This is a genomic window from Pseudomonas sp. Hp2 (genome assembly GCF_006386585.1).
GTDB lineage: Bacteria > Pseudomonadota > Gammaproteobacteria > Xanthomonadales > Xanthomonadaceae > Pseudomonas_S > Pseudomonas_S boreopolis.
The window spans coordinates 126,543-151,357 of the sequence record NZ_VAHJ01000006.1 but is presented as its reverse complement, the minus strand read 5'-3'; the positions used below and the strand labels follow the sequence as shown (position 1 = coordinate 151,357).

General features: G+C 66.1%; 20 protein-coding genes. 8 read left to right on the top strand and 12 right to left on the bottom strand.

Features of this window, described 5'->3' with window-relative positions:
* Positions 1-20 precede the first annotated feature (20 nt).
* The 7 genes from FD678_RS17000 to FD678_RS16970 form a co-directional block, all read right to left on the bottom strand.
* Entirely contained in the window at positions 21-1,409 is a 1,389-nt protein-coding gene (locus tag FD678_RS17000; RefSeq protein WP_218569808.1) for a glycoside hydrolase family 27 protein, read from the bottom strand.
* A gap of 5 nt (positions 1,410-1,414) precedes the next feature.
* Positions 1,415-3,757, bottom strand: a complete 2,343-nt coding sequence (locus FD678_RS16995) for an exo-alpha-sialidase (RefSeq protein ID WP_140726595.1) — start codon at positions 3,755-3,757, stop codon at positions 1,415-1,417.
* Between the two features lie 118 nt (positions 3,758-3,875).
* Positions 3,876-6,299 (bottom strand): glycoside hydrolase family 127 protein, encoded by a 2,424-nt coding sequence (locus FD678_RS16990; RefSeq protein ID WP_140726591.1) that lies wholly within the window; start codon positions 6,297-6,299, stop codon positions 3,876-3,878.
* A gap of 55 nt (positions 6,300-6,354) precedes the next feature.
* Complete coding sequence (locus FD678_RS16985) at positions 6,355-8,280, bottom strand: glycoside hydrolase family 97 protein (RefSeq protein ID WP_218569807.1); 1,926 nt, start codon at positions 8,278-8,280, stop codon at positions 6,355-6,357.
* A gap of 10 nt (positions 8,281-8,290) precedes the next feature.
* Positions 8,291-11,233 (bottom strand): glycoside hydrolase family 31 protein, encoded by a 2,943-nt coding sequence (locus FD678_RS16980; protein WP_218569806.1) that lies wholly within the window; start codon positions 11,231-11,233, stop codon positions 8,291-8,293.
* Positions 11,234-11,255: 22 nt separating this feature from the next.
* Positions 11,256-12,893, bottom strand: coding sequence for an alpha-L-fucosidase (locus FD678_RS16975; RefSeq protein WP_140726588.1), 1,638 nt, complete (start codon positions 12,891-12,893; stop codon positions 11,256-11,258).
* 548 nt (positions 12,894-13,441) lie between these two features.
* Positions 13,442-14,347, bottom strand: a complete 906-nt coding sequence (locus FD678_RS16970) for an SDR family oxidoreductase (protein ID WP_140726585.1) — start codon at positions 14,345-14,347, stop codon at positions 13,442-13,444.
* Between the two features lie 99 nt (positions 14,348-14,446).
* Here FD678_RS16970 and FD678_RS16965 point away from each other — a divergent pair, with 99 nt between their 5' ends.
* Complete coding sequence (locus tag FD678_RS16965) at positions 14,447-15,286, top strand: helix-turn-helix transcriptional regulator (RefSeq protein ID WP_140726582.1); 840 nt, start codon at positions 14,447-14,449, stop codon at positions 15,284-15,286.
* Positions 15,287-15,550: 264 nt separating this feature from the next.
* On the top strand, positions 15,551-15,862 hold the full coding sequence (locus tag FD678_RS16960; RefSeq protein ID WP_140726579.1) for an EthD family reductase: 312 nt from the start codon (positions 15,551-15,553) through the stop codon (positions 15,860-15,862).
* 143 nt (positions 15,863-16,005) lie between these two features.
* Here the strand turns inward: FD678_RS16960 and FD678_RS16955 are convergent, their stop codons facing one another.
* Complete coding sequence (locus FD678_RS16955) at positions 16,006-16,434, bottom strand: helix-turn-helix domain-containing protein (RefSeq protein WP_140726576.1); 429 nt, start codon at positions 16,432-16,434, stop codon at positions 16,006-16,008.
* Between the two features lie 229 nt (positions 16,435-16,663).
* Here FD678_RS16955 and FD678_RS16950 point away from each other — a divergent pair, with 229 nt between their 5' ends.
* Complete coding sequence (locus FD678_RS16950; RefSeq protein WP_140726573.1) at positions 16,664-17,095, top strand: hypothetical protein; 432 nt, start codon at positions 16,664-16,666, stop codon at positions 17,093-17,095.
* 235 nt (positions 17,096-17,330) lie between these two features.
* Here the strand turns inward: FD678_RS16950 and FD678_RS16945 are convergent, their stop codons facing one another.
* Positions 17,331-17,858, bottom strand: a complete 528-nt coding sequence (locus FD678_RS16945) for a PIN domain-containing protein (protein WP_140726570.1) — start codon at positions 17,856-17,858, stop codon at positions 17,331-17,333.
* 2 nt (positions 17,859-17,860) lie between these two features.
* A complete protein-coding gene (locus FD678_RS16940; RefSeq protein ID WP_140726566.1) occupies positions 17,861-18,580 on the bottom strand; it encodes a hypothetical protein in 720 nt (239 codons plus the stop codon).
* Between the two features lie 624 nt (positions 18,581-19,204).
* On the opposite strand from FD678_RS16940, the gene FD678_RS16935 reads away from it, so the two are divergent.
* The 5 genes from FD678_RS16935 (at position 19,205) to FD678_RS16915 (ending at position 21,254) form a co-directional block, all read left to right on the top strand.
* Positions 19,205-19,711, top strand: coding sequence for a hypothetical protein (locus tag FD678_RS16935; protein WP_140726563.1), 507 nt, complete (start codon positions 19,205-19,207; stop codon positions 19,709-19,711).
* 5 nt (positions 19,712-19,716) lie between these two features.
* A complete protein-coding gene (locus FD678_RS16930) occupies positions 19,717-20,094 on the top strand; it encodes a DUF2513 domain-containing protein (RefSeq protein ID WP_140726560.1) in 378 nt (125 codons plus the stop codon).
* Positions 20,095-20,125: 31 nt separating this feature from the next.
* Positions 20,126-20,332 (top strand): helix-turn-helix transcriptional regulator, encoded by a 207-nt coding sequence (locus FD678_RS16925; protein WP_218569805.1) that lies wholly within the window; start codon positions 20,126-20,128, stop codon positions 20,330-20,332.
* Positions 20,333-20,346: 14 nt separating this feature from the next.
* Positions 20,347-20,940 carry a hypothetical protein gene (locus tag FD678_RS16920; protein ID WP_140726554.1) on the top strand — a complete coding sequence of 198 codons (594 nt, stop codon included), beginning with the start codon at positions 20,347-20,349 and terminating at the stop codon, positions 20,938-20,940.
* A gap of 134 nt (positions 20,941-21,074) precedes the next feature.
* On the top strand, positions 21,075-21,254 hold the full coding sequence (locus tag FD678_RS16915) for a hypothetical protein (RefSeq protein ID WP_140726551.1): 180 nt from the start codon (positions 21,075-21,077) through the stop codon (positions 21,252-21,254).
* Positions 21,255-21,402: 148 nt separating this feature from the next.
* On the opposite strand, the gene FD678_RS16910 is transcribed toward FD678_RS16915, so the two are convergent.
* Both FD678_RS16910 and rpoD read right to left on the bottom strand, forming a co-directional pair.
* Complete coding sequence (locus FD678_RS16910; protein WP_140726548.1) at positions 21,403-21,864, bottom strand: hypothetical protein; 462 nt, start codon at positions 21,862-21,864, stop codon at positions 21,403-21,405.
* Positions 21,865-22,844: 980 nt separating this feature from the next.
* The gene (gene rpoD, locus FD678_RS16905) at positions 22,845-24,716 is read right to left on the bottom strand and encodes an RNA polymerase sigma factor RpoD (RefSeq protein WP_140726545.1); all 1,872 of its coding nucleotides are present in this window, start codon (positions 24,714-24,716) and stop codon (positions 22,845-22,847) included.
* Positions 24,717-24,815: the final 99 nt, after the last annotated feature.

Genomic DNA, 24,815 nt, shown 5'->3' with positions numbered 1-24,815 from the left:
CCTGGATCCACGTTCTGTCCTCAGGCGCAGCGCACCAGCCGCGCACCATGCGGTGGCACGACGAGGTCGCGGGTTCCCGCGGGCAGGTCGGTGCGTGCCCAGCAGTCGCGGCGCGCTTCGGGTAGCCAGGCGGGCAGCGGCGCGTTCCACGGCGCCTCGCCAACGTTCAGCCACGCCACCCAGGTGCCCTGCGGGCCGCTGCAGACGAAGCGGTGGCCTTGCGAGGTGCTGTGCCATTCGCGCACGCCGGGCACGCGCAGCAGCGCCAGCACTTCCGGGTTGGTGACCAGGCGCAGCGTCCATTCGTCCAGCTGGCGCAGGTCGTTGCCCAGGATCAACGGGCTGCGGGCGCAGGTCCATGCGGTGAGCATCAGCACCTGCTCGTCGCGCGTGAAGCGCGTGTCGCGCTCGCCCTGGCCTTCGCCGTCGAAGTTGCGCAGCCCGATCTTGCCCACCGGCAGCATGTCGGCATCCGGCCAGGCCCCCGGACGCGCATGCGGCGCCCACTTCACCAGGTTCGCCAGGTTGTCGCGCAGCTGCGGCCAGGTGTCCCAGAAGTCGTTGCACACGCGCCACTGGTTCGCGTGTTCCTGCAGGTGCGCCGCCTGCTCCAGCAGCGAAGGGCCGGGCGACAGGCTCAACACCATCGGCCGGCCGGTGGCATCGATGGCGCGCCGGATCAGTTCGACTTCGCGCGCGTGGTAGTTCGGGGCGGCGATGTCGTCCACCTTGACGAAATCCACGCCCCACCCGGCCAGCTGCGCGAACCACGCGCGATACCAGTCGAAGGCGCCGGGGTGGTCCGGATCCACGCCGCACATGTCGGTGTTCCAGGCGCAGGTGGAACGGATATCGGCCACCTCGTCGCAACGCCAGCGGCTGCCCGCGATCGGCAAGCACTCGCCCACCGCCTGGCGCGGCACGCCGCGCATGATGTGCACGCCGAAGCGCAGGCCCAAACGGTGCACCTGCGCGGCCAGCGGGGCGAAGCCGGCACCGCGCGCCGCGCTGGGAAAGCGGTTGGGCGCCGGCTGCGGGCGGCCGTGGGCATCGAGCTGCAACGGCGCGAACGGGCGGTAGTGGGACGAGCGCGCGCCGGGCTCGTACCACTGGATGTCCACGGTGGCGACGTCGTAGCCGGAGGGCAGGAAGCGCTCGGCGAGGATGCGCGCGTTCTCCAGGTACTCGGCCTCGGTGACGCTGGCGCCGAAGCTGTCCCAGCTGTTCCAGCCCATCGGCGGCGTGGCCGCCCAGGCATGGAACGGACGCGCGGACGTGCCGTCGGCCTCCTGCGCAACGATCCCGCCGGTACCGGCGCCGCCCTGCCCGGCAGCTGCGGACGGCCATGGTGCGGCCACGCTGGCGGCCAGCGCCATCTTGATCGCATCGCGCCGGGACAGGGAGGCCACGCCGCTCACTTGGCGGGCCCCGAGCCGTCGGGGAAGCGCGCGCCGTTCGCTTGCGCGCGCCCGCTCGCCTGCGTCGCCACCGGCGCTCCATAGACGATGCCGCGCCCGACGGTGCTCATGTAGACCACGCCCGCCGCGTTCATGTCGCCAGCGACGAACTGTGCGTTGCCGGGGCCGCCGAACTGGTGGGCGTCGTCGTTGATGCGGATCCAGTTCGCGCCTTCGTCGGTGGAGCGGTACAGGCCGCGCTTGCCGCCATTGACCGAGCCCCAGATGAACACGGTCGGGTAGCTGGCACCGCTCATCGCCTTGCCGAAGCCCACCGCGCTGCAGTCGGTCACATTGGCCAGCTTGACGAACCAGGCGCCCGAGTTGGTCGAACGGCTCAGCCCGCCCGAGCGCAGCGCCACCCACACGTCGCCCTCGCGGCCGGGGGCGGGGCGTATCCAGGTGGAACCGCCGGCCGCAAGCGTGGCGGCCACGGCGAAGCTGGCGCCGCCGTCGGTGCTGACGAGCACCGCGCCGTTGCTGTTGTCGTAGGCATAGAACTTGTTCGCGTTGACCGGGTCGCCCACCGGGCGCAGGGCGTTCGTGCCCAGGCCGGTCACCGTGGTCCAGGTCGGATTCGCGCTGGTGAAGTTGGTCGAGCGGTAGGTCGTCGTGGCGTCGCCGATCCGGATGGCGTGCAGCAATGCGTTGCCGTTCGCCGAAAGGGCGACCACGCTGTCCCGGGTGTTGCTGCTGTCGCTCGGGAGCTTCGTCGCCACTTCGGTCCAGGTGGCGCCGGTGTCGCTCGAGCGGAACACCTGCTTGATGCTGGAGCGCACCACGACCGGCGTGTTGGCCGCGGCCACCGCCAGGCCGGGGGTGGTGCCCATGCGCGGCGTGTGGATCGGCGCATAGGCGTCGATATTGGTGTGGCGGAAGCCGTCGTAGTCGCCGATCACCGACAGCAGCGGCCCGCCCGGCACGCTGACCAGCCCGAGCGGCACCGTCTCTTCCAGTCCCCTGACCGCGAAGGTCCACGTGGCCGGGACGGCCTCGATGTTCGCGCTGCGGAAGACGCCGTTGCCCGAGGTCACCCACGCCGACCGGGTGTCGAACGGGTCGAACTCGATGCTGCTCGCCCAGTGGATGCTGTTGCCGCCGATCCAGGTCACGCCGTCGGTATCGAGCGCGAAGCCGCGCTGCACCACGTTGGTCCAGCTGCCGCCGCCGTTGGTGGTGAGCAGGAACTGGTCGCCCCAGTTGTCGCCCTGCTGCATCCAGGTGTTGATGGTCGAGACGAGCACGCGCTGCGGGTTGTTCGGGTCCACCGACACGCCGGAGAACGCCCCGCTGATGCCCGCGGGGGTCACGTTGGTCCAGTTGCCGCCGGAAACGCTGTACCGCCACACCTGGCCGGCATCCATGGGCTCGGGCTGGCTCCAGTTGCCGTGCGGGCCGGCCCCGTTGCCGTAGGTGACGTACAGGTTGCCGTCGCCCGCCAGCGCCGCGCGCTGCGGCATGTACGCCGACGGCGCATTGGCCACCGGCGTGAAACTGCCGCCGGCGTTGTCGCTGCGGTACAGGTTGGGACCCACCGAACCGTAGCGCGACACGCCCACGAAGATGCGCTGCGCCACTCCGCCGGCGACGCTGGTCGGGTCCAGCAGCACGAAGCTGATCCCGGCCTCGTTGGGCGTGGTGGTCACCGGCAGCGAGCCCACGCGCGCGAAGCTCGCGCCGGCATCGGTGCTCCTGAACAGCCCGTTGTCGCGCGAGCCCACGTACAGCACGTTGCTGTTGCCGGGGTCGACCTGCATCTTTTCGCCGTTGCCGCGCCCCATGCCGTTGCCGTGGACGTGGAACTGCGCGGTCACGTCGGTCACGCGCGAGAACGTCGCGCCGTAGTCGCCGGAACGCATCACTACCGTCTTGCCGTTGCTGAAGTACGAAGTGCCGGCCAGCAGGTAGACCACGGCCGGATCCTTGGGATCGAGCGCGAGCGACTCGATTCCCATCAGGCCGACATCGTCTTCCGAGAGGAAGTCGTTCAGGGGGATCCATCGGCCCGTGGCCTGGTCCCATCGGTACGCGCCGCCCACGTCGGTGCGGGCGTAGACCAGGTTCCGCTGCGTCCTGCTCGGGACCACCGCCGAGACGTAGCCGCCACCACCCATCGCGACGTTGCCCCAGCGATAGGTGGTCGGCCCGTTCAGCGATGGAGAGGTGGGTGGTGGCGCCGGCGGAGGCGACGACGGCGGATTGCCGTCCACCGGCGACGATCCCCCGTCGCCACCGCAGGCGGACAGGAGCAGGAACAGCGACAGGGGGAGGAATCCGGCCAGACGTCGTGCGATTGTCATGCGTTCGAGTCCGAGTGGGTGGAAGGAAAGGTGAGAGGGCGCGCTTTCGCGATGGCTTCCCGCGTACTGGGCATCGCGGCTCCACGCAACGCGTGCGTCGTTGTTCCGGGCATGGTCTTCAATCGCCCCGCAGCAAGCGCAGGTCGAACAGGCCGCTGGTGCGCCGCCCCGGCGAGGCGACCAGCTTCACTTCGATGCCCTGGCCGAACGCCGCCCGGGCCAGGTCCTGCGGCAGGGCGATCCTGCGCTCGACGAACGTGCCGCTTGCGCCGCCTTGCAGCGCGATCGTCTCCAGCCGGCGCCCGTCGACCAGCAGGTCGAAGCCCGGGTTGCGGTCTCCCCCGTCGAAGGCGAGCAACAGTTCCACGGCGGCAGCCGGGGCGCTGCCGTCCCGCGCCTTCAATCGATAGGAAATCCACCGCCCCGTATCGCGCCAGTGGCGCCCCAGGTGGATGCCGGTGTTGCTGTCCTGGCCTTGGTACCGGTGCTCCACCTCGGGTTGCTGCTCGCCGGGCGCCACGTGGTCCAGGGTGCGATCCTCCAGCGCCTGCCGCTGGCGTTCGTCGTCCTCGATCCTGCGCAACAGCGCCGGATAGGCGGACGCGGTGGCGGTACGCCAGTACACGACGTATCGCGCGTCATGCACCTGCGACAGGGGCTCCAGCCGCAGCGACTTGAAGGCGGCGGGCTGGATCAGCTCGCCGGCCTCGAAGGCGAGCGGGCGCCCCGGCACGGGCCTGACCCGGGCCGCCAGTGCATCCCGGTCGCCGACCAGCATCGGCGCGCGATCCAGGGGCAGCAACGGACCTGCCGCGACGTGGCTGCCGCGGCCATCGTCGGCGATCAACCCGACCAGGTCCTCGGTACCGGTGCGCGCGGCCAGCACGACCGGGCCGTGCAGGATCGCCACGTAGTCCGAGCCATCCGGCAATCCCTCGATGCGGGTGCGCATGGGCAAGTCGATCTCGACGACGTCCCCGTCGGCCCACTCGCGCTCGATGCTGGCATAGGAGCAAGGCGTGGACTGCAGTGGCCAGGGCTTGCCGTTGACGCGCACCTCGAGCGGCCCTTCCAACCAGTGCGGGTGGCGCAGGCGCAGCCGGAAGCGCTGCGCCTTGCGCAACTGCAGCGACAGCCGGCTCGATGGCGCTTCCGGGAATCGCGTGTCCTGGCGCACGACCAGCCCGCGCTCGCGCCATTGCAGCTGCGAGGCCATGTACAGGTTGACGGTCAGCGCGTGCGCGTCGTGGGCGTAGGCGAACGCACCGTGGCGGCCGTGGTTCTCCATGCCGGTGCCGACGCAGCACCAGAAGCATTCCTGAGGCTGCGAGTAGACCCGGTAGTGGCGCGGGCGGATCGGCGTGAAGTAGACCAGCCCGCCATGCCGCGGATGCTGGCTGGAGAGGATGTGGTTGAACAGCGTGCGCTCGTAGAAATCGGCATAGCGCGGCTGCGGGTCCAGCCGGTACAGCTGCATGCTCAGGCGCAGCATGTTGTAGCTGTTGCAGGTCTCCGGCCCTTCCGGCGATGCCACCATCGTGCCGAAGTCGCCGACCGGATTGAAATGCTCGCGCGTGCTGTTGCCGCCGAAGGCGATGCTGCGCCGCTGGACCACCGTGTCCCAGAAGAAGGCGGCCGCGTCGATCCAGGCCTGGTCGCCGTCCAGTTCGCCGATGCGGGCGAAGCCGATGACCTTCGGGATCTGGGTATTGGCGTGCAGGCCGTCCAGCGCGTCCTCGCGGCGCAACAGCGGATCGAGCAGCGCACGATGCGAAAAGCGGCGCGCCAGGGCCAGGTAGCGCCGGTCGCCGGTGATGGCGCAGACGTCGGCCAGCACCTCGTTCATGCCGCCATGCTCGGTGGCGAGCAGCGCCTGCATCTGCCGGTCGTCGAGCCCGGCCACCAGGCGGTCGGCCCAGTCGGCGAAGGCGATGAGCATCTCGCGGGCCTGGCGCTGGCCCGCATGCAACCAGGCATCGCGCAGGCCGGCGAACATCTTGTGCAGGTTGTAGAACGGCACCCACGCGTTGCCCAGCGAGAAGGAACCGGCATCGATGGTGCCCGTCGCGACGCTGCTCCACAGCGCGCGGCCGTTGGGCACGGCGCCGACGTAACCGTCGCCGTTGGCCTGCTGGCAGGCCGCCAGCTCCGCCACCATGTAATCCAGGCGCCGGCGCATCTCCTCGTCGCCCTGGGCGGCCTCCTGCGCCAGGGCCGACAGGTAGTGCCCGGCCGTGTGCCCTTCCAGGCCCATCGACTCCCAGTTCGGATACTTGTGCGCGCGCGGCGCCAGCGCCGCTTCGACCCGGTAGGGCGCGACCAGGCGATCGACCTCCAGCGCGGCCAGGTAACGGCGGTTGAGCGCATGCGAATGCGCGAACACGCCGTCGCCGAGCTGGACGTCGGCGAGCGCGAACATGCGGACGCCGCCGCCCGCACCGCCGGCATCGCCGGCCCACGCGAGGCGCGGGATCGCCGCGGCCAGGGCCACGGACTTGACGAAGTCGCGCCGGCTGAGCCCGTGGGTGCGATCGACGTTCATGGCAACCGATGCCGCAAAGGACGGCGGCCACCGATGGCGTCGCGGATCTGCGCGCTCATCGGTCGGCCGGCTCCAGGACCACAGCCGCGCCGCCGGCCGCCGAAAGGCGCAAGGCAAGCGCGTCGCCCGCGGTCACGATGCGTTCGCTGCGACGGACCTGGTCGGGTGTGGCGCCGTCTTCCCACACGGTCGCGCGGTACTTGCCCGCGGGCAGGAACTGCAGGGGCACGCGCGCGGTGCGCGCCTCGTCGGCGGTCATCGCGCCGACGTACCAGGTCGTGCCCGAGCGCCGCGCCAGTACGATGTCGCGCGCCGGCTCGCCGGACAGGAAGCGCGTCTCGTCCCAGGCGGTCGGCACGCGCCGGACGAACTCGAAGCCTTCGGCACCGCGGTACGTTTCGGGACTGTCGGACACCATCTGCAGCGGGCTGTCGTAGACCACGTACATCGCCAGCGCCTGCCCGCGGGTGGTCTGGGTCAGCGGCAGCGAGGCGCGCACTTCGAAGTCCTTCGGCGCGACGTTGCGGAAGCCGCCGGGCGTGTAGTCCATCGGGCCGGCGAGCATGCGCGTGTACGGCAGCATCAGGTTGTGCTGCGGCGTGACGCGCCGGTCCATCTTGTTCCACTCGGCGCCCAGCACGCCTTCCTGGGTGATGTAGTTGGGATAGGTGCGCTGGAGGCCGGCCGGCACGTAGGCGCCATGCAGGTCCAACAGCAGGTGCCGCTTGGCGGTGGCGGCGGCGAGGCGCTGGTAGAACGCGACCATCTCCTGGTCGTCGCGGTTCATGAAATCGACCTTGATGCCCTTGATGCCCCAGCGCTGGTAGGTGTCGAGTACCTCGTCCATGCGCGGCGCCAGGTGCTCCCAATGGACCCACAGCAGCAGCCCGACGCCCTTGCCGGCGGCGTAGCGCGCCAACGCGGGCATGTCGATGTCGTCGGCGGCACGGGTGATGTCGGTGTCGGGCCGCGCCTCGCAGCAAGGGCCCGAGCCCCAGGACCAGCCGGCGTCGATCAGGTAGTAAGGGAACCCCGACTCGGCCGCGAAGTCGATGAAATGGCGGTAGGTCGCCACGTCGGGCTTCACGCCTTCCAGCGGTCCGGACCACCAGTCCCAGGCCGCCTTGCCGGGCACGACCCAGCCGAAATCGCCGTCCGGCGCCGGATTGAGGTTGCCGATGAGCTGCGAACCGATCATGTCGCCGGGCCGGTCGCCCAGCATCACCACGCGCCACGCGGTGCGCAGGCCGCCGCTGGAAACATAGGCCGGACCGGCACGGCCCGGCACCGGCGACAGCTTGACCCGCACCACGTCGCCCTCGCGCTGCAACGATGCGCCCGTATAGCCTTCCAGGTACGCCTGCGTGATCGCCAGCGATGCGCGGCCCGAGCGGCTCGTGCATACCAGCGGCACGTCGTAGCGCACGCCTTCGGACAGCTGCGAGAACCCGAGGCGCTCGAACGGGTTCTCGTGCGCCGGCTCGTACTTGGTCGCCAGGCATTGCGGATCGCCGGGCAGCGCGAAGGCGGTGCGCTCGCCGGCCAGGCGCACCGGCGCCTTGTCCTCGATGCGGTACCGGAACGCGACGCCGTCATCGTAGGCGCGCACGTCGATGATGAGCCTGCGCGCCGCGGCGCCCGTTTCGCGGAACGTCAACGTCGCGCCGCGGTAGCGGTCGCGCGCCGCGGACGCCTTGGTCGCCACCAGCGGGATCTCGCGGTCCACCTCGGCATCCTCGCGGCGTTCGAGCGCCAGCGCGCCGAAGGCGGGCGCGCCCTCCAGTTCCAGCCCCAGCGGCGAAGCGGCGACCACCGTCTCCCCGCGCCACGTCACCGAGAACCGGCTGGCATCGTCCTCGACGCGGATGGCAGCCTTGCCGTGCGGCGAGGCGATCACCTGCGGGCTCGCGAAGGCGGATCCCGCCGTGGCCGTCCCGCACAAGGCGACCATCGCCGCCAACACTTTCTTCTGCATCTTCATGGCGTGTTCTTCAGGGCTTGAAGTGAAGTTCGATCGGCTCGCCGCGGAAGTACACCACTTCCGTCTGCACGCGACCGTCGGACGCCGACGGCATCAGCCGCACCTTCAACGTGCGCTGTCCGGCCATGCCGGGGAAACCGCCCTCGCGGGCGCCGATGCGCAACGTGCGGCGCGCGTCGTCCCAGCTCAGTACGGTGGTGGCGTACTCGCCCTTCTCGTAGCGGTAGGTCTTGCCGTCGTCGTCGTAGAGCGTGAAGCGGCCGTCAGCACCGGGATAGATGCGGATCTCGTAGGGTGCATCCGGCTTCTCGTCGGCGTACTGGACCACCGGGCCCAATGGCACGATCGAGCCGGCGCGCACGAACAGCGGGAACTCGTCGATCGGATAGGGCCGCGCGACGCTCGCGCCGCCGGCATGGCGCTGACCGGTCCAGAAGTCGTACCAGTCGGTACCGGCCGGCAGCAGCGTGGCCTGCCGCAGGTCGAGCCGGCGCTGGCGCTCGACGAGCGCGCTGCGTTCGCTCGGCGTGCGCCAGGCCAGCCGCATCACGCGGGCGGCGCCCTTCTGGAAGTAGTCGATGCGCACGCGCACCGCCTGCCCCTTGCGCAGCACGATACGCGCGCCTGCAAAGCGTGCGCCGGCTTCCTTCCATTCGTCGACCACGAGCTTGTCGTCCAGCCAGACCCGGAAACCGTCGTCGCCCTCTACGCCGATCTCGTGCTCGCCGTCCTCGGCGGCGACGATCCGTCCCTGCCAGCGCGCGGAGAAGTTCTGCAATCCGTCCAGCCCGGGCGGCACGCTGCCCAGCGGCGCGTCCGGCCAATGGTGATCGGCCTGCGTATCGACGGTGCGGCTGGCGAGCTGCTCGAACTCCGTGCCGCGGTAGTACTCGAGTTCCAGTCCAGGCTGTCCATCGGGCGTGCGCAACTGTGCCGCGGGCACCGTGGGCGGCGGCGGCAGTTCGGCGTGGAACATCGCCCTCGTGATCGGCTGCACCAGGAATGCCGGGCCGAACATGTAGGTGTCGTCGACGCGGCGCAGCGCCTGCTGGTCCGGGAAGTCCATCGGCAGGCCGCGCATCATCGTGTAGCCATCGTGCGTGCTCGCCCAGGCCAGGCTGTAGATGTAGGGCAGCAGGCGGTAGCGCAGTTCGGCGGCCCGGCGGATCGATCGGTATACCGGCGGATCGAGCGCCTCGAACACCCAGGGCTCGCGCTCGATCGAGGTGCCGTGGATGCGGTAGACGGGATTGAAGATGCCGAACTGGTTCCAGCGCGCGAACAACTCGCGGTAGGCCGGGTCGCGCTCGCCGCCCGGCGCGTTGACGAAGAAGCCGCCGGTATCCTGGGTCCAGTACGGCAGGCCGGCCATCGAGACGTTCAGGCCACCGGCGATCTGCGCGCGCAGCGCGTCCCACCCGGCCGTGGTGTCGCCCGACCAGGGCAGCGCCGCATAGCGCTGCTGCCCGGCCCATGCGGAACGGGTAAGCGTGAGCACGCGCTTGTCGGCCAGGTCGGCGCTCGCGCGCTGGCCTTCGTAGAGGCCCCGCGTCGCCACCAGGCTGTAGACGTTGAGATAACGACCGAAGTCGCCCATGGCATTGCGGCCCAGCCGCTTGATGTCGGCCTCCACCTCGCCCGCATCGTGCGCCGCGCCCCCCACCTCCACCTCGGTGCCGTCCATCCACAAGGCATCGACGCCGTTGTCGAGCAGGCCCTTCTTGGCATGCTTGAAGTAGATGGAGCGGCCTTCTTCGCTGAAGGCGTCGTAGATGCGTGCGCGCCTGGAGATCCAGTGCAGCGGCTCGAAACGCAACCCCTTCGCATCGAGCTCGTGCGCCAGCGCCGTGTCGTTGCCGATCGACGGCCAGATCGACACCATCAACCGCGTATGCAACGTATCGTGCAGCGTGCGCGCCATGCCGGCGGGATCCGGATAGCGCTCGCGGTCCCAGACCATGCCGCTCCAGTTGCCGTCCCACTGGCCGTTCTTCTGCCCGCCCCAGTACTGCCAGTCCTGCACGATCACGTCCAGCGGGAAACGATCCTCGCGGAAGCGCCGCACCACCTCCAGCAGCCGCTGCTGCGTGGTATAGCGCTCCTTGCTCATGAACAGCCCGAACGCGTATTTCGGGAACATCGGCGCGGCGCCGGTGAGCCGGCGATAGCCCGCGATCACCCCGTCCATCGTGTCGCCGGCCACGACGTAGTAGTCGACGCCGGCAGGCGCGTTCTCGGCGCGGAATACCGCGCCTTGCGGGCCGTCGGAGAACGTCATCTTCGAGTACGTGTCCCACAGCAGCCCGTAGCGGCGCGTGGACACCATGAACGGCACGACGATGCCGATGTTGGTCTGCACCATCAGCACTTCGCGGCCGCGGTAATCCATGTACGGCTCGTTGTACTGGCCCAGGCCGTAGAGCGACTCGTCGGCCGCCAGCGCGAAGCGCTGCTCGACCGCATAGGTCTTGCTCCCCGAAGGTTCGGTGCCCGGCGTGAGCACCGGTGCTTCCTGTTCGCGGAGCAACGGCGTGCCGTCGGGCCGCTGGAACGCGATCGCCCCGCTGCGCTTGTCGACGATGGCGCGCAGCGCGGGGCCTGCGACAGTGAGTGCGTCGGCGGACTCGGCCACGTCCAGCGGGGGATCCTGCGGCGACGCAATAACGACCAGGCTGGGTTGCCGCGTGTACGCTTCGCCCGTGTGCGCGGACACGCGCACGATGCCGGGACCGTAGAAGAGCACGCTCTTGATGGTGCCGTTCACCTGGAACTCGACGCCGCCCTTGGTGCGCAGCCAACCGAAACCGGCCTTGGCCTCGGCGGGCAGGCGTCGCAGTTGCCCCGCCGCGTCCAGCGCGCTGGGCGGCTCTGCCGCCGAAGCCATCCCGGCACCCGCCAGCGCGACACCTACCAGGCTCCCGGCAAGCATGCGGCGAACGACCGGATGGATCATGCCCGATGCTCCCGCTGCGGGCTCACGCGAGCCCCGGACCTTGCAGCTTCAGCGCGACCGCCGCTTGTCCGGCGAGGGCTTCCGGCAACCTGATTTCCAGGCCCTTGTGGTCGCGATGGAACGGAAGGCTCTCTTGCGAGCCCACCGCCTCGACGCGCTCGATGGCACCCGGCGCCAACGCCGATTCCTCCGCCAGCGAAGCGATGCGCAATATCCCGTCGCGCGGCCATCCCATCGCGATCGCATAGAGCGCGCCCGCCTTGGCGGTGAAACGGATGTCCTCGGCCGTGAACGGCTGCGACGAGCCCTCGCTGAACATGCCACCGCTCACCCGCGTCGGCCCTTCGCCGAAGCTGCGCCAGGGGCGCGTGCCGTGGATCGCCTCGCCATTGCGCCCCATCCAATCGGCGATCTCGGTGAGGATCCTGCGCTCGTCGGCATCGATGCTGCCGTCGCCGCGCAACGGCACCGACAGCAGCAGGTTGCCGTTCTTGGACACGATGTCGCACAGGCGGTGGATGATCGTGGTGGCCGACTTGTACTCGTGTTTGTCGAACACCGAGCGCGAGTAATGCCAATCGCCCAGGCAGGTATCGGTCTGCCACGGCAACGGCTCGATGTTCTCGCGGAAGCCGCGCTCCACATCCTCCACCACGCCGGCACGCCGCTCGGGCGGCAGCATCTTGGCATTGACCACCGCCTCCAGTTTGCCGCCATGCCAGGCCATGCTGGCGTTGTAGTAATGGGCGACGATGTCCAGCCCCGCCTGGCCCAGCGGCAATCCGGAGTTGTCGAAGTAGAGGAGGTCCGGGCGGTAGCTGTCGATCAGGTCGCGGCAGCGCAGGAACCACTGGCGCACGAACGCCGGATTCTGCAGTGGCGGCTTCTCGTCCCAGACCCGGGTGTTCTCATCGTGCCAGGCGGCAGCGCTGCGTGCGCGATGAAAGCCATCGGGCATCACCATGTTGCGACCGGTGTACAGCTCCTGCGGATCCAGCCCTTCCCACCAGGTGCCGCGGCCATCGGCCTTGGTCAGGCGGAAGGCATCGTAGCGCTGGCCCGCGAACGGACCTTCTGCGTCATAGCCGTAGGCGGTCTGGAGCCAATGCCAGGCGTGCGCAGAATGATTGCTGACGCCGAAGCGCAGGCCGCGTGCGCGCGCCGCCTTGGCCCAGATATCGATAAGATCGCGCTTGGGACCGACGCGCACGCTGTTCCAGCCGTGGTACTTCGAGGCGTAGTTATCGAAATTGTCGTGATGGTTGGCAAGTGCGACGAAGTATTTTGCGCCTGCTTTCACATATAGATCGAGCAGCGCTTCGGGATCCCAGTTCTCGGCCTTCCAGCGGTTCTGCATCTCCATGAAGCCCACCTTGGTCGGATGACCATAGGTCTTCAGGTGATGCTCGTACTGCCCGTGGCCCTGGATGTACATATGGCGGGCATACCAGTCGCCCATCTCGGGCACGCACTGCGCGCTCCAGTGCGCCCAGATGCCGAACTTGGCATCGCGGAACCAATCGGGCGTTCGATAACCCTCCACCAGCGAATCCCACGTTGGCGAAAAGGTCGGCGCCAGCGCTGCTGCGCGTGCCCCCCACATGGGCAGCGTGGCCGCGGCGGCGGCGGACTGAACGAAAGATCGGCGGGACAGCTTCATGGTAAGAAGAGTGCCTCCTGGCGAATGCGCAGACGCCCGTGCGACTGAAACGCCGCTGAATTCTGTGGCCTGCATGCATATGCCACAAATGCGCAAATGTCGGGCACATATACATAAACCCATATACGCCGTGGTCTTCGATATTCGCGGCTCGACGATGTCCGCACCGATGGGAACGATCCCGTTTTTTATTTTTCAAATATCCATATCGTCACTAATGCATCGTTGCCGCGCGAGATCTGCGGCTATGTCGGCCGTTCTCCCCGCGCGCCGGTGCGACGGAGCGCATCCGCTTCGCGATGTTCGCTTGCGCAGAGTGCCCCATGGATTTTCGTTCGGCATCGGCGCTGCCGCTCTCGGGTGGCAGGCTTGTTCCGCGATGCCTTGGCGATCTGCGACCCGATCGTTCTTTGCCCGCTTGCCGCGACGGAAGGCATCGACTCCGATCCCCAAAACAAAAGAGCCTTGGTTTCCCAAGGCTCCAGTGCTTCCTGCAAGCACGAGGTATCCGCGTATCCGCGCTCCGCTTCATCGGCGGCTCGGCTTCCTCACTCATGCACGGCCGCGGCGGCGTAATCCATTCGTTTCAGGTCGTCGATCAGCCCCGGTCCTTCGGGCCGCCAGCCGAGCCGTTCGCGCGTCAGCGCGCTGGAAGCCCGCAGGTCGAGACCGACGAACATCGCCAGCCAGCCGAAGTGCTCGGCCGCCTTTTCCGGTGCGAGGGAGACCACCGGGACCCCGAGGCCTTCGCCGAGCACCTGCGCGATCTCGCGCACCGGCACGCCTTCCTCGGCGACCGCATGGTAGCGCGCGCCGGGCTCCCCTTTCTCCAGCGCCAGGCGATACAACCTCGCCACGTCGAGCACGTGCGCCGCCGGCCACCGGTTCGTGCCTTCGCCCAGATAGGCGACGACGCCCTTTTCGCGCGCGAGCGCCACGTAAGGCGTGACCAGGCCCTGCTTCACCGTGTCGTGGACCTGCGGCAGCCGCACGACGGATACGTTGACGCCCGCTTCCAGCAAGGCGGCGCCGGCCAGTTCGGACGCCACGCGCGGATTGGGATGTTCCGTGTCGAAGACGTCCTCGCTGGCGAGCCGCCCGGCACCGGCACCACCCATGCCGGTGCCCGAGGTGATGAGCAGCGGTCGGTTCGAACCCTTGAGCGCGGAACCGAGCGCCTCGATCACGCGCCGGTCCTTCTCGCAGTTCGCGACGAAGTTGGAAAAGTCGTGGTCGAAGGCCGTATGGATCACGGCATCCGCCGCGTCGGCGCCGGCACGGAGGCTGCCTGGATCCTCCAGCGTGCCGCGGTACGCCTTCGCGCCGGCCGCGGCCAGCAGACGGGCCCCTTCCTCCGACCGCGTCAGGCCGACGACCTCGTGCCCGGCCGCCGTCAGCTCGGGCACGATGCGGGACCCGATGAAACCCGTGGCCCCAGTGAGAAATACGCGCATGCAGATGCTCCCGGTGTTGTACGGACGGGCACTATCGGCCTACGCTGGATCCCATAAAAGCAGTGTCTTTATCATGGTATATCGACTAACAGGTTGCGCATGAGCACCGATTCCGGCCACTCGCTCGGCCATTTCCTGCGCGAACGCCGCACCCGGCTCGATCCGGCCACGTTCGGCTTCAACGGCGGCCGCCGGCGCACGCCCGGGCTGCGGCGCGAGGAGGTCGCGCAGCGCGCGAACATCAGCCCGACCTGGTACACCTGGCTCGAACAGGGCCGCGGCGGCGCGCCTTCGCCCGAGGTCCTCAATCGCCTGGCGGCCGCGCTGATGCTTACCGAGACCGAACGCGAGCACATGTTCATGCTCGCGCTCGGGCGCCCGCCGGAACCGCGCTACAAGGGCTTCGACGGCGTCGCGTCGCGGCTGCAGAACGTGCTCGACGCCATGCCCGCCAGCCCCGCCATCCTCAAGACCGCGACCTGGGACGTGGTGGCCTGGAACCGCGCGGCCGCGACGCTGCTGACCGACTACGGCAAGCTTCCGCCGGAACGCCGCAACATCCTGCGCCTGATGTTCTCGGATGCGCGCGTGCGCGCCGCGCAGGAGGACTGGAGGAGCGTCGCCCGCTTCGTGGTCGGCACCTTCCGCGCCGATGCCGCGCGCGCCGGCGCCGGCGCCGAGATCGACGATCTGGTCGAGGAACTCTCGCGGACCAGTCCCGAGTTCGAGGCGCTGTGGCGCGACCACGACGTCGCCGACTACAGCGAGGGCCGCAAGCGCCTCCACCATCCGCAGGCGGGCCGGCTCGAACTGGAATTCTCAGTCTTCGCCGTCGATGGCCGACCGGACCTGGCGATGATGGTCTTCAACCCCGCCACGCCCGCCGACGCCGAACGGATCCGAGCGCTCCTGGCCTCGCCTCCCGCCCAGGAATCCTGATCCGCGGACACGCGCCTCCGGCGCGGACTGCGTGCGGGCAGCGATCGCCCATCGTTTCCCCAGGGAGGCGTGCGGACCGGTCAATCGACGGTGATCTCGCCGATGCGATGCGTCCTTTCCGAGGAACCTGGCGATGCATCGAAAAGCGCCAGAACTGCTCGATCTAGTCAGGATCGCTTCGCCCAGGATCTGGGTGCGCTTCACGAGTCGGTGAGCTATAAAGGCCACCCGGACGCGGAGAGGCGTCCGGCCAGGAGCCCGACCATGATCAAGATGAGCGTCTACTACCCGGCCGATCGCGGCTCGAAGTTCGACCACGACTACTACCGCACCAGCCACCTGCCGCTGATCAAGGAACGGCTCGGCGATGCCTGCCTGCGCTACGAAATCGACAAGGGCCTCGCGGGCCGTGAGCCTGGAAGCGCGCCGGAGTTCGTCGCGGCGTGCCACGTCTACTCGCCGTCCCTGGAGACATTCCAGGAGGCGTTCGGTCCCCATCGCGCGGAGATCGTCGCGGACGTCGCCAACTACACGGACATCGTACCCATCGTGCAGATCAGCGAAATCGTCGAATGACTTGCGCGACCGCGTCGATCTGGCGCCCGTGCCGGGCATTGCGGTTTCGAAAGCCTTCACGGCCTTGCGCGTTCCGATCGCGCCCTTCCCTCGGTTAGGCCGGATATCAAAGTCAGGCGCAGCCCTGCCGGCTTGGCAAGAAGCTACGTTGCCTGTCCTCGCCGGCGCCGGCGGTACTCCGAAGGGCCGATGCCCATGCGGCGCGTGAACCGATCGGTCAGATGGCTATGGCTGGAGAAGCCCGACTCGGCGGCTATCGCGGCGATGCTCAAAGAGGTTTCGGCCAACAGGCGCTTGGCGTGCTGAACCCGTTCCCGGATCAAGTACTGGCCAGGCGTAGTGCCATAAGTGTTGCGAAAGCGCTCGATGAAGTGCTGCGTGCCGAGGCCGGCCACACGGGCCATGTCCGCCACACCGATATCGTCGGCCAGGCGGCGACGCAGCAGGTTTTCGACCTCCGCGCATTGGGTCGGGTTAAGCTCGCCATGCTTCGCCGATGCGGCGCGGACCGTGTCCCGGCCGGCATCCATGTCGCCGCGCGAGCCCGATGCCGACCACGTGGCTTCCAGCAAGCGACGCAGTTCCCCCGCGGGTTCATGCCGCGAAAAACCCGCGACCAGTTCCGGAATCGTGCAAAAGAACGGTTCCAGGTTGACTCCAAAAGAACCAAAAGAACGGCTCCAGGTTGACTTACCCTCCCGCTAAAGAAGGGCAGCTTTGGGTCGGGAGCGGCCATACACATGGGATGCGCGCGCTATCGACTTCGATGCAAAGACTTCAGTCCAGCAGGGGCCGTTTGGCTTGCATGCCGCCATTGCTCGCCTTAGCTTTTGCATATGCTGTCTCGCGCGAGGTGGCGGAAACATTGAAGAGTGTGGTGCCGTATCGCCCACTCTGGCCAAGCGTTGGCTTGCCCTCGAACAATCCAAGGTCCGCTATCGAGCGCTGCGAAGCATTCATCGCCAGATCGCCTCGGACCCCGCTCGGATGGAGCAGGAGCAAGCCGCGAAGATCGTCCAACGGGCGTTGCGCAACATTGGCGTATGGGAAACCCGGGGAATCTCCAGCCCGTATTACGCCAAGGCTTGGCGGAGAATTCTGGAGGAATCTGTCCGACGGATCCCCAGGATATTTCGCGGCCACATGGCGGATGCGCTGGTGCAGAACTCGCCATTTGGGTTCGTTTTCCGTCAGCCGAAATATCGTAAGCAACTGCGAATTTTTTGGGAGTGATTGCGCTTGCCGGGGCCGGTGCCAGCCTTGCCCCGCGGTCGCTGCCTGACAGACAACTTATGCTTACAAGAACATTTTGGCGGCCCACCAGCAACCGAACAGCAGACGCAATCCACTGATTTAGCTTGAAATATTTCCGTTAATGGCTGGGGATGACTCCCAAATTGTCTTTTGGGGAATCATCCTCGACTTCGACCATTTTGCCAGGCGACTCGATTCAGCAACCCGGCACCAGCTATTTCTTCCGGGGTTGCTTCGGTTCTTTAATCGGGAGCTTCCGCTGCCGCGCGTGATCAGGAATTGGCAGGTCGTCAATCTGCATGGCTCGAATGCCAACCCTGGTCGCATTTGCCCGAACACCTGCATCGTCAGAGACGATCAGCTTTGCGCCATTGGCCTTAGCGATTGCGACGATCTGGCGGTCTATTTTGACCTTCTGCCAAGGTTGCTCGCTCCCATCCCTCTTGTCCTTCCTGCCAATAGCAGCAGCATCGAGCTGCGCATTTTCGTGAGCCGCTCCGAGATCGAAGTTGGCTATGGAGATGCTGGCTTTCTTCTGCAAGGCATCCAGCACAGCCAGCGCCGCTTGGTCCGCATGCACAAGGAACTCAGCAATTGCGGGCGTTGGAATTGTCACCTTGCCCTTCTTCTTGTCGATTGACTCCAGAAGATGCCAAACCTTTTCCCTTCTGTCTCCTTTCTTCTGGCAGGCGCAAACCAACACGTTCGCATCAATGGCGACAATCGCGGGAAGATCGTCCATGATCAATTGATCCCCCGCAGGTCACGCCATTCGGCATCCGGGTCCTTGATATCGCACCAACCGTTTCCGGGTATCGAAGCAAGCTGAGAGAACACTTCGGTGAGAGGAGTTTCGTCCAGCACCTCAAAGCCGTCTATCACACACTTGCTAGCCTCTGGCACCCAGCCATCCTCAGTCCGAGTCCAGGTCCCATGTACGCGCAAGCGCAGATGCCCCTTCCGGAAATGGGCCAGTAGCGCGCGTGCCATGGCCTCGTCCTTAACGATCAAGCGCAAGTCACGCGACAGAGCGTCGCGCAGGTAAAGGTGCATGGTGTCGTCGGCACCGACCAAGCCGGTAACGACACCATCCACTTCACCCTGCTGTTTGATCGTCATCGCGACCACTTCTACCTGCACCTTCGGCTGAAACAAATAAATGACCTTATTAGTATTGTCGCGCAGCTCAACATCACGGAACCTGTCTGCGCCGATCATGCTCTCAATGGCGTTCAAGTGCCGTGCAGGCGCGCTGCCGGGAACGCTTTTCGCCTTCTGCACGTTCTTCCACGCAGATTCCCTACGCACTGTTGGAATCTTTGCGCACAGTCCGATGCTTGCATTCTTGATGCCAGCGAACATCGGCGCATTCTCCACGCCCAACAGTTGCGAGAACTCTCGCATGTATTCGGCTAGCCGACCCATTGTCATCTGGGTCGGGCTGCGGTGCGGAATGCGCAGCATGTAGGTCCAACGCGGCTCAGACACTAGATTTCCCCCGTCTCGCGCCCTGAGAGTCAGATTCTAGCCCCAACCGGCACACGGGCGGGAACCCGAGGCCGCCCGCCCACCCTACTCCTCAGCCGACTGCATCGCGACATCTGCCCACTGGACAGGGCTTGGCTCTTGCTGGGTCAAGGGTCGCCGGGCATCGCCGCGCCGCGGCTTGGCACTGTCTCAGAATGTGCGACAGGCAACTGCCAGCATCTAAGCGTCATCCTTCATGGAGAGTGGGTATGCGGTGGTGGTCAATCTTCGCACGCGGCCTGGCGTGGCCGCTGCTGGCCCTAGCAGACGGCATCCTGCTGTCGTCAGCGGTGTCGCGCATTGCGGGTTCATCACCGTACTTCGAGCAACTGAACACACCTGCGCAGTGGATTACGCTCGCGGGGTTCGGGGCCACAGCAACGCTCTTAGCCGTGTTCGGGTGGCGGTTATACCGATGGGATAGCGGGCATGGCCCGGACTGCCGGTATTGCAGCGGGCCTCTGGGCGGAGTGCGAATGGGGAAGGTCTATTACGGGAAACAACTGTCCAATTTCCGTCGCTGCTACAACTGTGGCCGCGCCACCCCGGAGCTATAGCTCAATGAAGATGACCAAAGCCGAAGCTCGAAAAGCGTTCCCCGGATTGTTCGCGAAGTGGCGGACTCTCCCAGAGTACGCCCAAGTTGACGATCAAAAGCTTTATTTCTTCGATTTCTGGAGGTGGCTGGAAAGCAACTATCCTCAGGCGAAAAAAAATCCGCTCCGTCATGGGGCCGAAAGAGGACATCGAGCTATGGTTCGACGAGGCCGCACACCAAATGTGGACGTACTGACAATGGCAAAGCACATACCGGACGTAATGCCATGCAATTGCTTCCGCTGCGGCGTTTGGACGGCAACCAGGTTCACACATGCCAAGAGGCAGGCTGTTCTTACCTGCACCGTGTGCGAAGAAGTCGTGGCGATGGAGATGCCAGAGAAGAAATTTAGAGAGTTCGCCAAAGGGGTAGACGTATTCGCCAGGCTGACAAACGCGAAACACCCCGGATTCATTGACCTATATGTTCCGGGGAATTCAATGCGCTTATCCACTGAAGGGGAGAATTGACCGCTATGCGCCGCGACGATGATTTGATCCGCAAGCTCATGCTGGACCTTGAACAAGCAACCAGTCGCATCAGCAACTCTCACGCCGTCGAGGGATACACGCAGCAAGAGGTTGCGTATCACCTCGCCCTAATCGTGAAGTCCGGCCTTGCGGAAGGCCCGAAGCCTATTTATCCATCGGACGGCAGCGATCCGACCGTTCCCTTAGCAGTGATGATCACCCGGCTCACGCCGGAGGGCCATGACTTCATTGCCGACCTTCGGGACGATGCGGTATGGGAAAAGGTCAAAGAACGCACCGCCAAGGTAGGCGGCTCGGTCAGTTTGGAACTGCTAAAGCAGTTGGCGACTGCCGTGGTAAAGCAGATGCTCAGTTTTCCGTAACAATGGGCACGCCACCGTGAACGAGCGAATCATGCGCCTACCCGAAGTAATGCATCGGATAGGCATGAGCCGGAGCAGAATCTACTCACTCCCAGGCTTCCCGAAACAAGTGAGGCTAGGCCGGAATATGTCGGGCTGGGTGGAGAGCGAGGTAGATGCTTGGATTGACGCCCGGATTAGGGACCGTGATAGCGTGGCGGAATCTGGCCAGCAGGACGAGTCCACCCTTTCACCATAGCGGCGGGGAAGATCATGCGACGGACCAGCGGAGCATTGTTGCTGAGCGGTCTGCTGGCCTCCCTTGGCGCGCCTGCACAGCAGGCCGACAATGGCGTGGTCTACTCCTACGTGAAGGACGGGAAGCGCCACTACACGGCCACGCCGCCACCGACGGGCAGCACTGACCCACGAGCGATCCGCTACACGGTCGTACCAGCAGCACCGACGTTGCCGGCCAGCGCGCCGGCCGGGCCATCCATCCTCTACCGCTGCCGCGATGGTGCCGGCGCTTCCCTCTACACGTCGAAGCCTGCTCCCGGTTGCGCTGTCGTCGGGTACTACGCGGCACCTATGACAGCACCCCGCCCTGCAATCGCTCCGCGCGTGCCGGTTCGTGCGGCGGTCGCTCCTCGCTACTGGCAAGGCTATACCTGCACACAGGATTGCAGTGGCCATGAGGCCGGTTACCGATGGGCAGAGCAAAGAGGGATCGAAGACCCCGACGACTGCGGCGGCAACTCGCAGTCCTTCATTGAGGGGTGCGAAGCCTACGCAGAGGAAGTCCAGCAGCAGATGATCGAAGATGGTGACTGCGAGGACACGGATGAGGACGAGCGCTGTGACTAGCCGAGCATGGCTGCTGGCTGCCCCTCTGCTGCTAGCGTTGCTAGCTGGTTGCGTACAGGACGAATGCCGGAAGTATTCGAAATACACCTGCAAACAGCTTGAGGAGCAGACGTACAACGTCCTCTACTTACGACATGGACAAGACCTCGGGGGAAGAGCGCGAGTTCCTGCTCGGCCCGACCATCGACCTCAAGTCCTGCGGAACGCTCGCCTGGAATCAGTCGGTCATCCGGCAGGAAAGCCACAGCGAGGATTGGTCCTACGTCTGCTGCCTGAGAACCAAGGACTCCGAGTGCGCTGAGAAGCACAGATAACAGGTGGCGCGGCTCATTTTGCCGCGCGCGCCCGTAGTTCGTCGGCGATCTTCGCCAAGTCCTCATCGTCCTCGCGCTCGGCGATCTGCCGGAGCCCGTTGATCTGCGCGACCACGGAAGCATTCGGGAAGGCCGTGGAGTGGGCCAGCTACTTCACGAAGCTCGGATTGGTAAAGGCTCGTGCAGTGAGGTTCGCACCCGCATCGTCGGCTACGAGCGTGCCGGTTGTGGCCATCGATGGATCGAGCAGCGAAGCCACCAGCGCCGCGCCATAGGTGATCGAGGCCGAGCGATTCGCGGTCCCGCTCGGGTTGGCGTACACCTTGGCGCCGGACTTGATGTTGTCGGCCACGCTGGCAATGCGGCTCATGTCTTGACTGAAAGCCGGCCCGTAACGGTCGAACAGCGCGCGCCGCCCCTCCGGGCTCAGGCGGTTCCAGTTCGTGAGGAACGTCGCCGCGCTGAACTGGTCGGCGCCGATGCTCGCCTGTCCCGGTGTCGGCAGACCCATGCGCTTGATGACGGCCGCCGACACGGCACGCTGCCCATCCTTCGGCAGCGACTGCATCACGGCGCGCAAGGTTGTCCCGCCGTCGCGAGTGCCCGACATGGCTGCATTGAGAAGGAACGGTTCGATGAGAAGGAACGGTCCCAGGTTGACTTATCCTCTCGCCAAGGAAGGGCAGCTTTGGGTCGGGAGCGGCCATACGCGTGGGATGCGTGCGCTATCGACTTCGATGCAAAAACTTCAGTCCAGCAGGGCCGTTTGGCTTGTATGCCGCCATTGCTCGCCTTAGCTTTTGCATATGCCGTCTAGACGCGAGATAGCGGAAATATTGAAGAGTGGGAGTGATTGCGCTTGCCGGGGCCGATGCCAGCCTTGCCCGCGGTCGCGGTCGCCGCACAGGGCCCCTGCGCGGCCTGACGGACAACTTATGCTTACAAAACACAAGACGAGGCAGCGCCTGCGAAGCAGTGGTGGGCCCACCAGGACTCGAACCTGGAACCAAAGGATTCGCTTGTTCCGGAGTTTCCCCCGGCGCGGACTATCTCTTCACCCGCAGCTTGCGCTGGTGGGGTGCGGGACGCTCTAGCCTGTCATCAAGGGCACTGTAGCCCTCAGGTAGTCTCTGCACCTTCCGACGGTGTACCGCCGGCTTGGCTCAGGATTGCCGCCGGCCAGACCGCTGCGGTTCCCCTGAATTCATCCCGTTTTTCCACCGGCCCTTTCGATGCCGGGGTCACCTTTCGATGAGTCCTCTGCTCTAACCATTGAGCTATAGGCCCGTAACGACATCCTACCAATTTGTTGTGATAGGGGCATCCCTTTTACCGGGGACGCTTATGATCCTCGAATGAAATCCGATAGGCTTTGCGTTATCTGTGACGTCCCACTCAGCGGGCGCCAGCGACGCTTTTGCTCGCTCGCCTGCAAGAACGCCGACACCAACAACAGGCATCAGAACTACGTAGCGCAGAGCGCACGAGGCTTACGCCGCAAGCAGGAATTGCTAAAGGAAGCAGCCGGCCCCTGACAGCACTGCGGCCGCATACGCGGCCGCAATGTCGATCAGAAAGCGAAAAGCAGAATCAATCGATGTCGAGGAAACTGCGCAGCTGCTCCGAGCGGCTCGGGTGACGCAGCTTGCGCAGCGCCTTGGCCTCTATCTGGCGGATGCGCTCGCGGGTGACGTCGAACTGCTTGCCGACCTCTTCCAGCGTGTGGTCGGTGTTCATGTCGATGCCGAAGCGCATGCGCAGCACCTTGGCTTCCCGCGGGGTCAGGCCGGCCAGCACTTCGCGCACGGTTTCCTGCAGGTTGATGTTGGTGGTCGTGTCGATCGGGGACTCCACGTTGGTGTCCTCGATGAAGTCGCCCAGGTGCGAGTCCTCGTCGTCGCCGATCGGGGTCTCCATCGAGATCGGCTCCTTGGCGATCTTCATCACCTTGCGGATCTTGTCCTCGGGCATGTCCATTTCCTTGGCCAGCTCCTCCGGGGTGGCCTCGCGGCCGAACTGCTGGAGCATCTGGCGGGAAATGCGGTTGAGCTTGTTGATCGTCTCGATCATGTGCACCGGGATGCGGATGGTGCGCGCCTGGTCGGCGATCGAGCGGGTGATCGCCTGGCGGATCCACCAGGTGGCATAGGTCGAGAACTTGTAGCCGCGGCGGTACTCGAACTTGTCCACGGCCTTCATCAGGCCGATGTTGCCTTCCTGGATCAGGTCGAGGAACTGCAGGCCGCGGTTGGTGTACTTCTTGGCGATGGAGATCACCAGGCGCAGGTTGGCCTCGACCATTTCCTTCTTGGCCTTGCGCGCCTTGGCCTCGCCGTAGGCCATCGCGCGGCTGATCTCCTTGATCTCGGCCAGGGTCAGGTAGTTGGCCTTCTCCAGCTCGATCGAGGCCTGCTGCTCGGCGATGATCTGGTCCTTGACCTCGCGCAGCGCCGAGGACCACTTCTGCTTGCGCTTGAGCGCGTCGTCCACCCACTCCAGGTTGGTCTGGTTGCCTTCCCAGGAACGGATGAAGTCCTTGCGCGGCATCTTGGCGACGTTGGTCGCCAGGTGCAGCACCTTGCGCTCGTGGTCCTTGATCGCGTTGACCTGGCCGCGCAGCTGGTTGACCAGGGTGTCGGTCAGGTTGAGCGGCAGCTTGAGGGTGACGAAGATCGCGGCCACGTCCTCGCGCGCCTTGGCCACGGACTTGTGCTCCGGGCCGTGCTTGGCATAGGCCTTCTTGAACTTGGCGTACTCGGTGCCCAGCGCCTCCATGCGGACGGCGACCTCGGCCGGGTCCGGACCGGTCGGCGCGGCATCCTCGTCGCCGCCGCCGACGTCGTCCTCGTCCTCGTCGTCATCGCTGTCGGCGTCGGCCGAGGTGTCCTCGGCCAGTTCGGCGGCGGCCGCCGCGGCGGCATCGGCCTCCTCGATCAGGTCGTTGAAGCCGACGATGACCTCGGCCAGGCGCTTGCGGCCTTCCTTGTGCTCCTCGTAGTCGTTCAGGAGCATCTCGATCGACAGCGGGAAGGTGCCGAGCGCGGCCTGGACCTGGCTCAGGCCCTCCTCGATGCGCTTGGCGATGGCGATCTCGCCCTCGCGGGTCAGCAGCTCGACCGTGCCCATCTCGCGCATGTACATGCGCACCGGGTCGGTGGTGCGGCCACCCTCGGTGTCGAGCGCGCTCAGCGCGGCCGCGGCTTCTTCGGCCGCGGTGTCGTCGACCTCGCGGCCGCCGGTGTTGCCGTCGTTCAACAGCAGGGTTTCGGCATCGGGCGCAACTTCATGGACATCGATGCCCATGCCGTTGATCATGCCGATGATGTCCTCGATCTGCTCCGGGTCGACCAGGTCGTCGGGCAGGTGATCGTTGACTTCGGCGTAGGTCAGGTAGCCCTGTTCCAGGCCCTTGCTGATCAGTTGCTTGATATCGGATTGCTGGGCAGGACGTTCGTTCGCCATGAGTGATCGCGCCACCGGCTGGGAAGAAATAAGGAGAACCTAGCATTATACCGCGCCAGGCGGAGAATAGTTCATCAACAAACCGTCCCCGCCGCCGTG

What these genes read in the sequence shown, in the direction of transcription:
- FD678_RS16960 (WP_140726579.1), top strand. Translation starts at nt 15,551, where the DNA reads ATGATCAAGATGAGCGTCTACTACCCGGCCGATCGCGGCTCGAAGTTC.
- FD678_RS16925 (WP_218569805.1), top strand. Translation starts at nt 20,126, where the DNA reads ATGCGCCTACCCGAAGTAATGCATCGGATAGGCATGAGCCGGAGCAGA.
- FD678_RS16975 (WP_140726588.1), bottom strand. Translation starts at nt 12,893, where the DNA reads ATGAAGCTGTCCCGCCGATCTTTCGTTCAGTCCGCCGCCGCCGCGGCC.
- FD678_RS16920 (WP_140726554.1), top strand. Translation starts at nt 20,347, where the DNA reads ATGCGACGGACCAGCGGAGCATTGTTGCTGAGCGGTCTGCTGGCCTCC.
- FD678_RS16970 (WP_140726585.1), bottom strand. Translation starts at nt 14,347, where the DNA reads ATGCGCGTATTTCTCACTGGGGCCACGGGTTTCATCGGGTCCCGCATC.
- FD678_RS16990 (WP_140726591.1), bottom strand. Translation starts at nt 6,299, where the DNA reads ATGAACGTCGATCGCACCCACGGGCTCAGCCGGCGCGACTTCGTCAAG.
- FD678_RS16930 (WP_140726560.1), top strand. Translation starts at nt 19,717, where the DNA reads ATGCGCCGCGACGATGATTTGATCCGCAAGCTCATGCTGGACCTTGAA.
- FD678_RS16980 (WP_218569806.1), bottom strand. Translation starts at nt 11,233, where the DNA reads ATGATCCATCCGGTCGTTCGCCGCATGCTTGCCGGGAGCCTGGTAGGT.
- FD678_RS16935 (WP_140726563.1), top strand. Translation starts at nt 19,205, where the DNA reads ATGAAGATGACCAAAGCCGAAGCTCGAAAAGCGTTCCCCGGATTGTTC.
- FD678_RS16915 (WP_140726551.1), top strand. Translation starts at nt 21,075, where the DNA reads ATGGACAAGACCTCGGGGGAAGAGCGCGAGTTCCTGCTCGGCCCGACC.
- FD678_RS16945 (WP_140726570.1), bottom strand. Translation starts at nt 17,858, where the DNA reads ATGGACGATCTTCCCGCGATTGTCGCCATTGATGCGAACGTGTTGGTT.
- FD678_RS16910 (WP_140726548.1), bottom strand. Translation starts at nt 21,864, where the DNA reads ATGTCGGGCACTCGCGACGGCGGGACAACCTTGCGCGCCGTGATGCAG.
- FD678_RS16940 (WP_140726566.1), bottom strand. Translation starts at nt 18,580, where the DNA reads ATGCTGCGCATTCCGCACCGCAGCCCGACCCAGATGACAATGGGTCGG.
- FD678_RS16965 (WP_140726582.1), top strand. Translation starts at nt 14,447, where the DNA reads ATGAGCACCGATTCCGGCCACTCGCTCGGCCATTTCCTGCGCGAACGC.
- rpoD (WP_140726545.1), bottom strand. Translation starts at nt 24,716, where the DNA reads ATGGCGAACGAACGTCCTGCCCAGCAATCCGATATCAAGCAACTGATC.
- FD678_RS16985 (WP_218569807.1), bottom strand. Translation starts at nt 8,280, where the DNA reads ATGAAGATGCAGAAGAAAGTGTTGGCGGCGATGGTCGCCTTGTGCGGG.
- FD678_RS16995 (WP_140726595.1), bottom strand. Translation starts at nt 3,757, where the DNA reads ATGACAATCGCACGACGTCTGGCCGGATTCCTCCCCCTGTCGCTGTTC.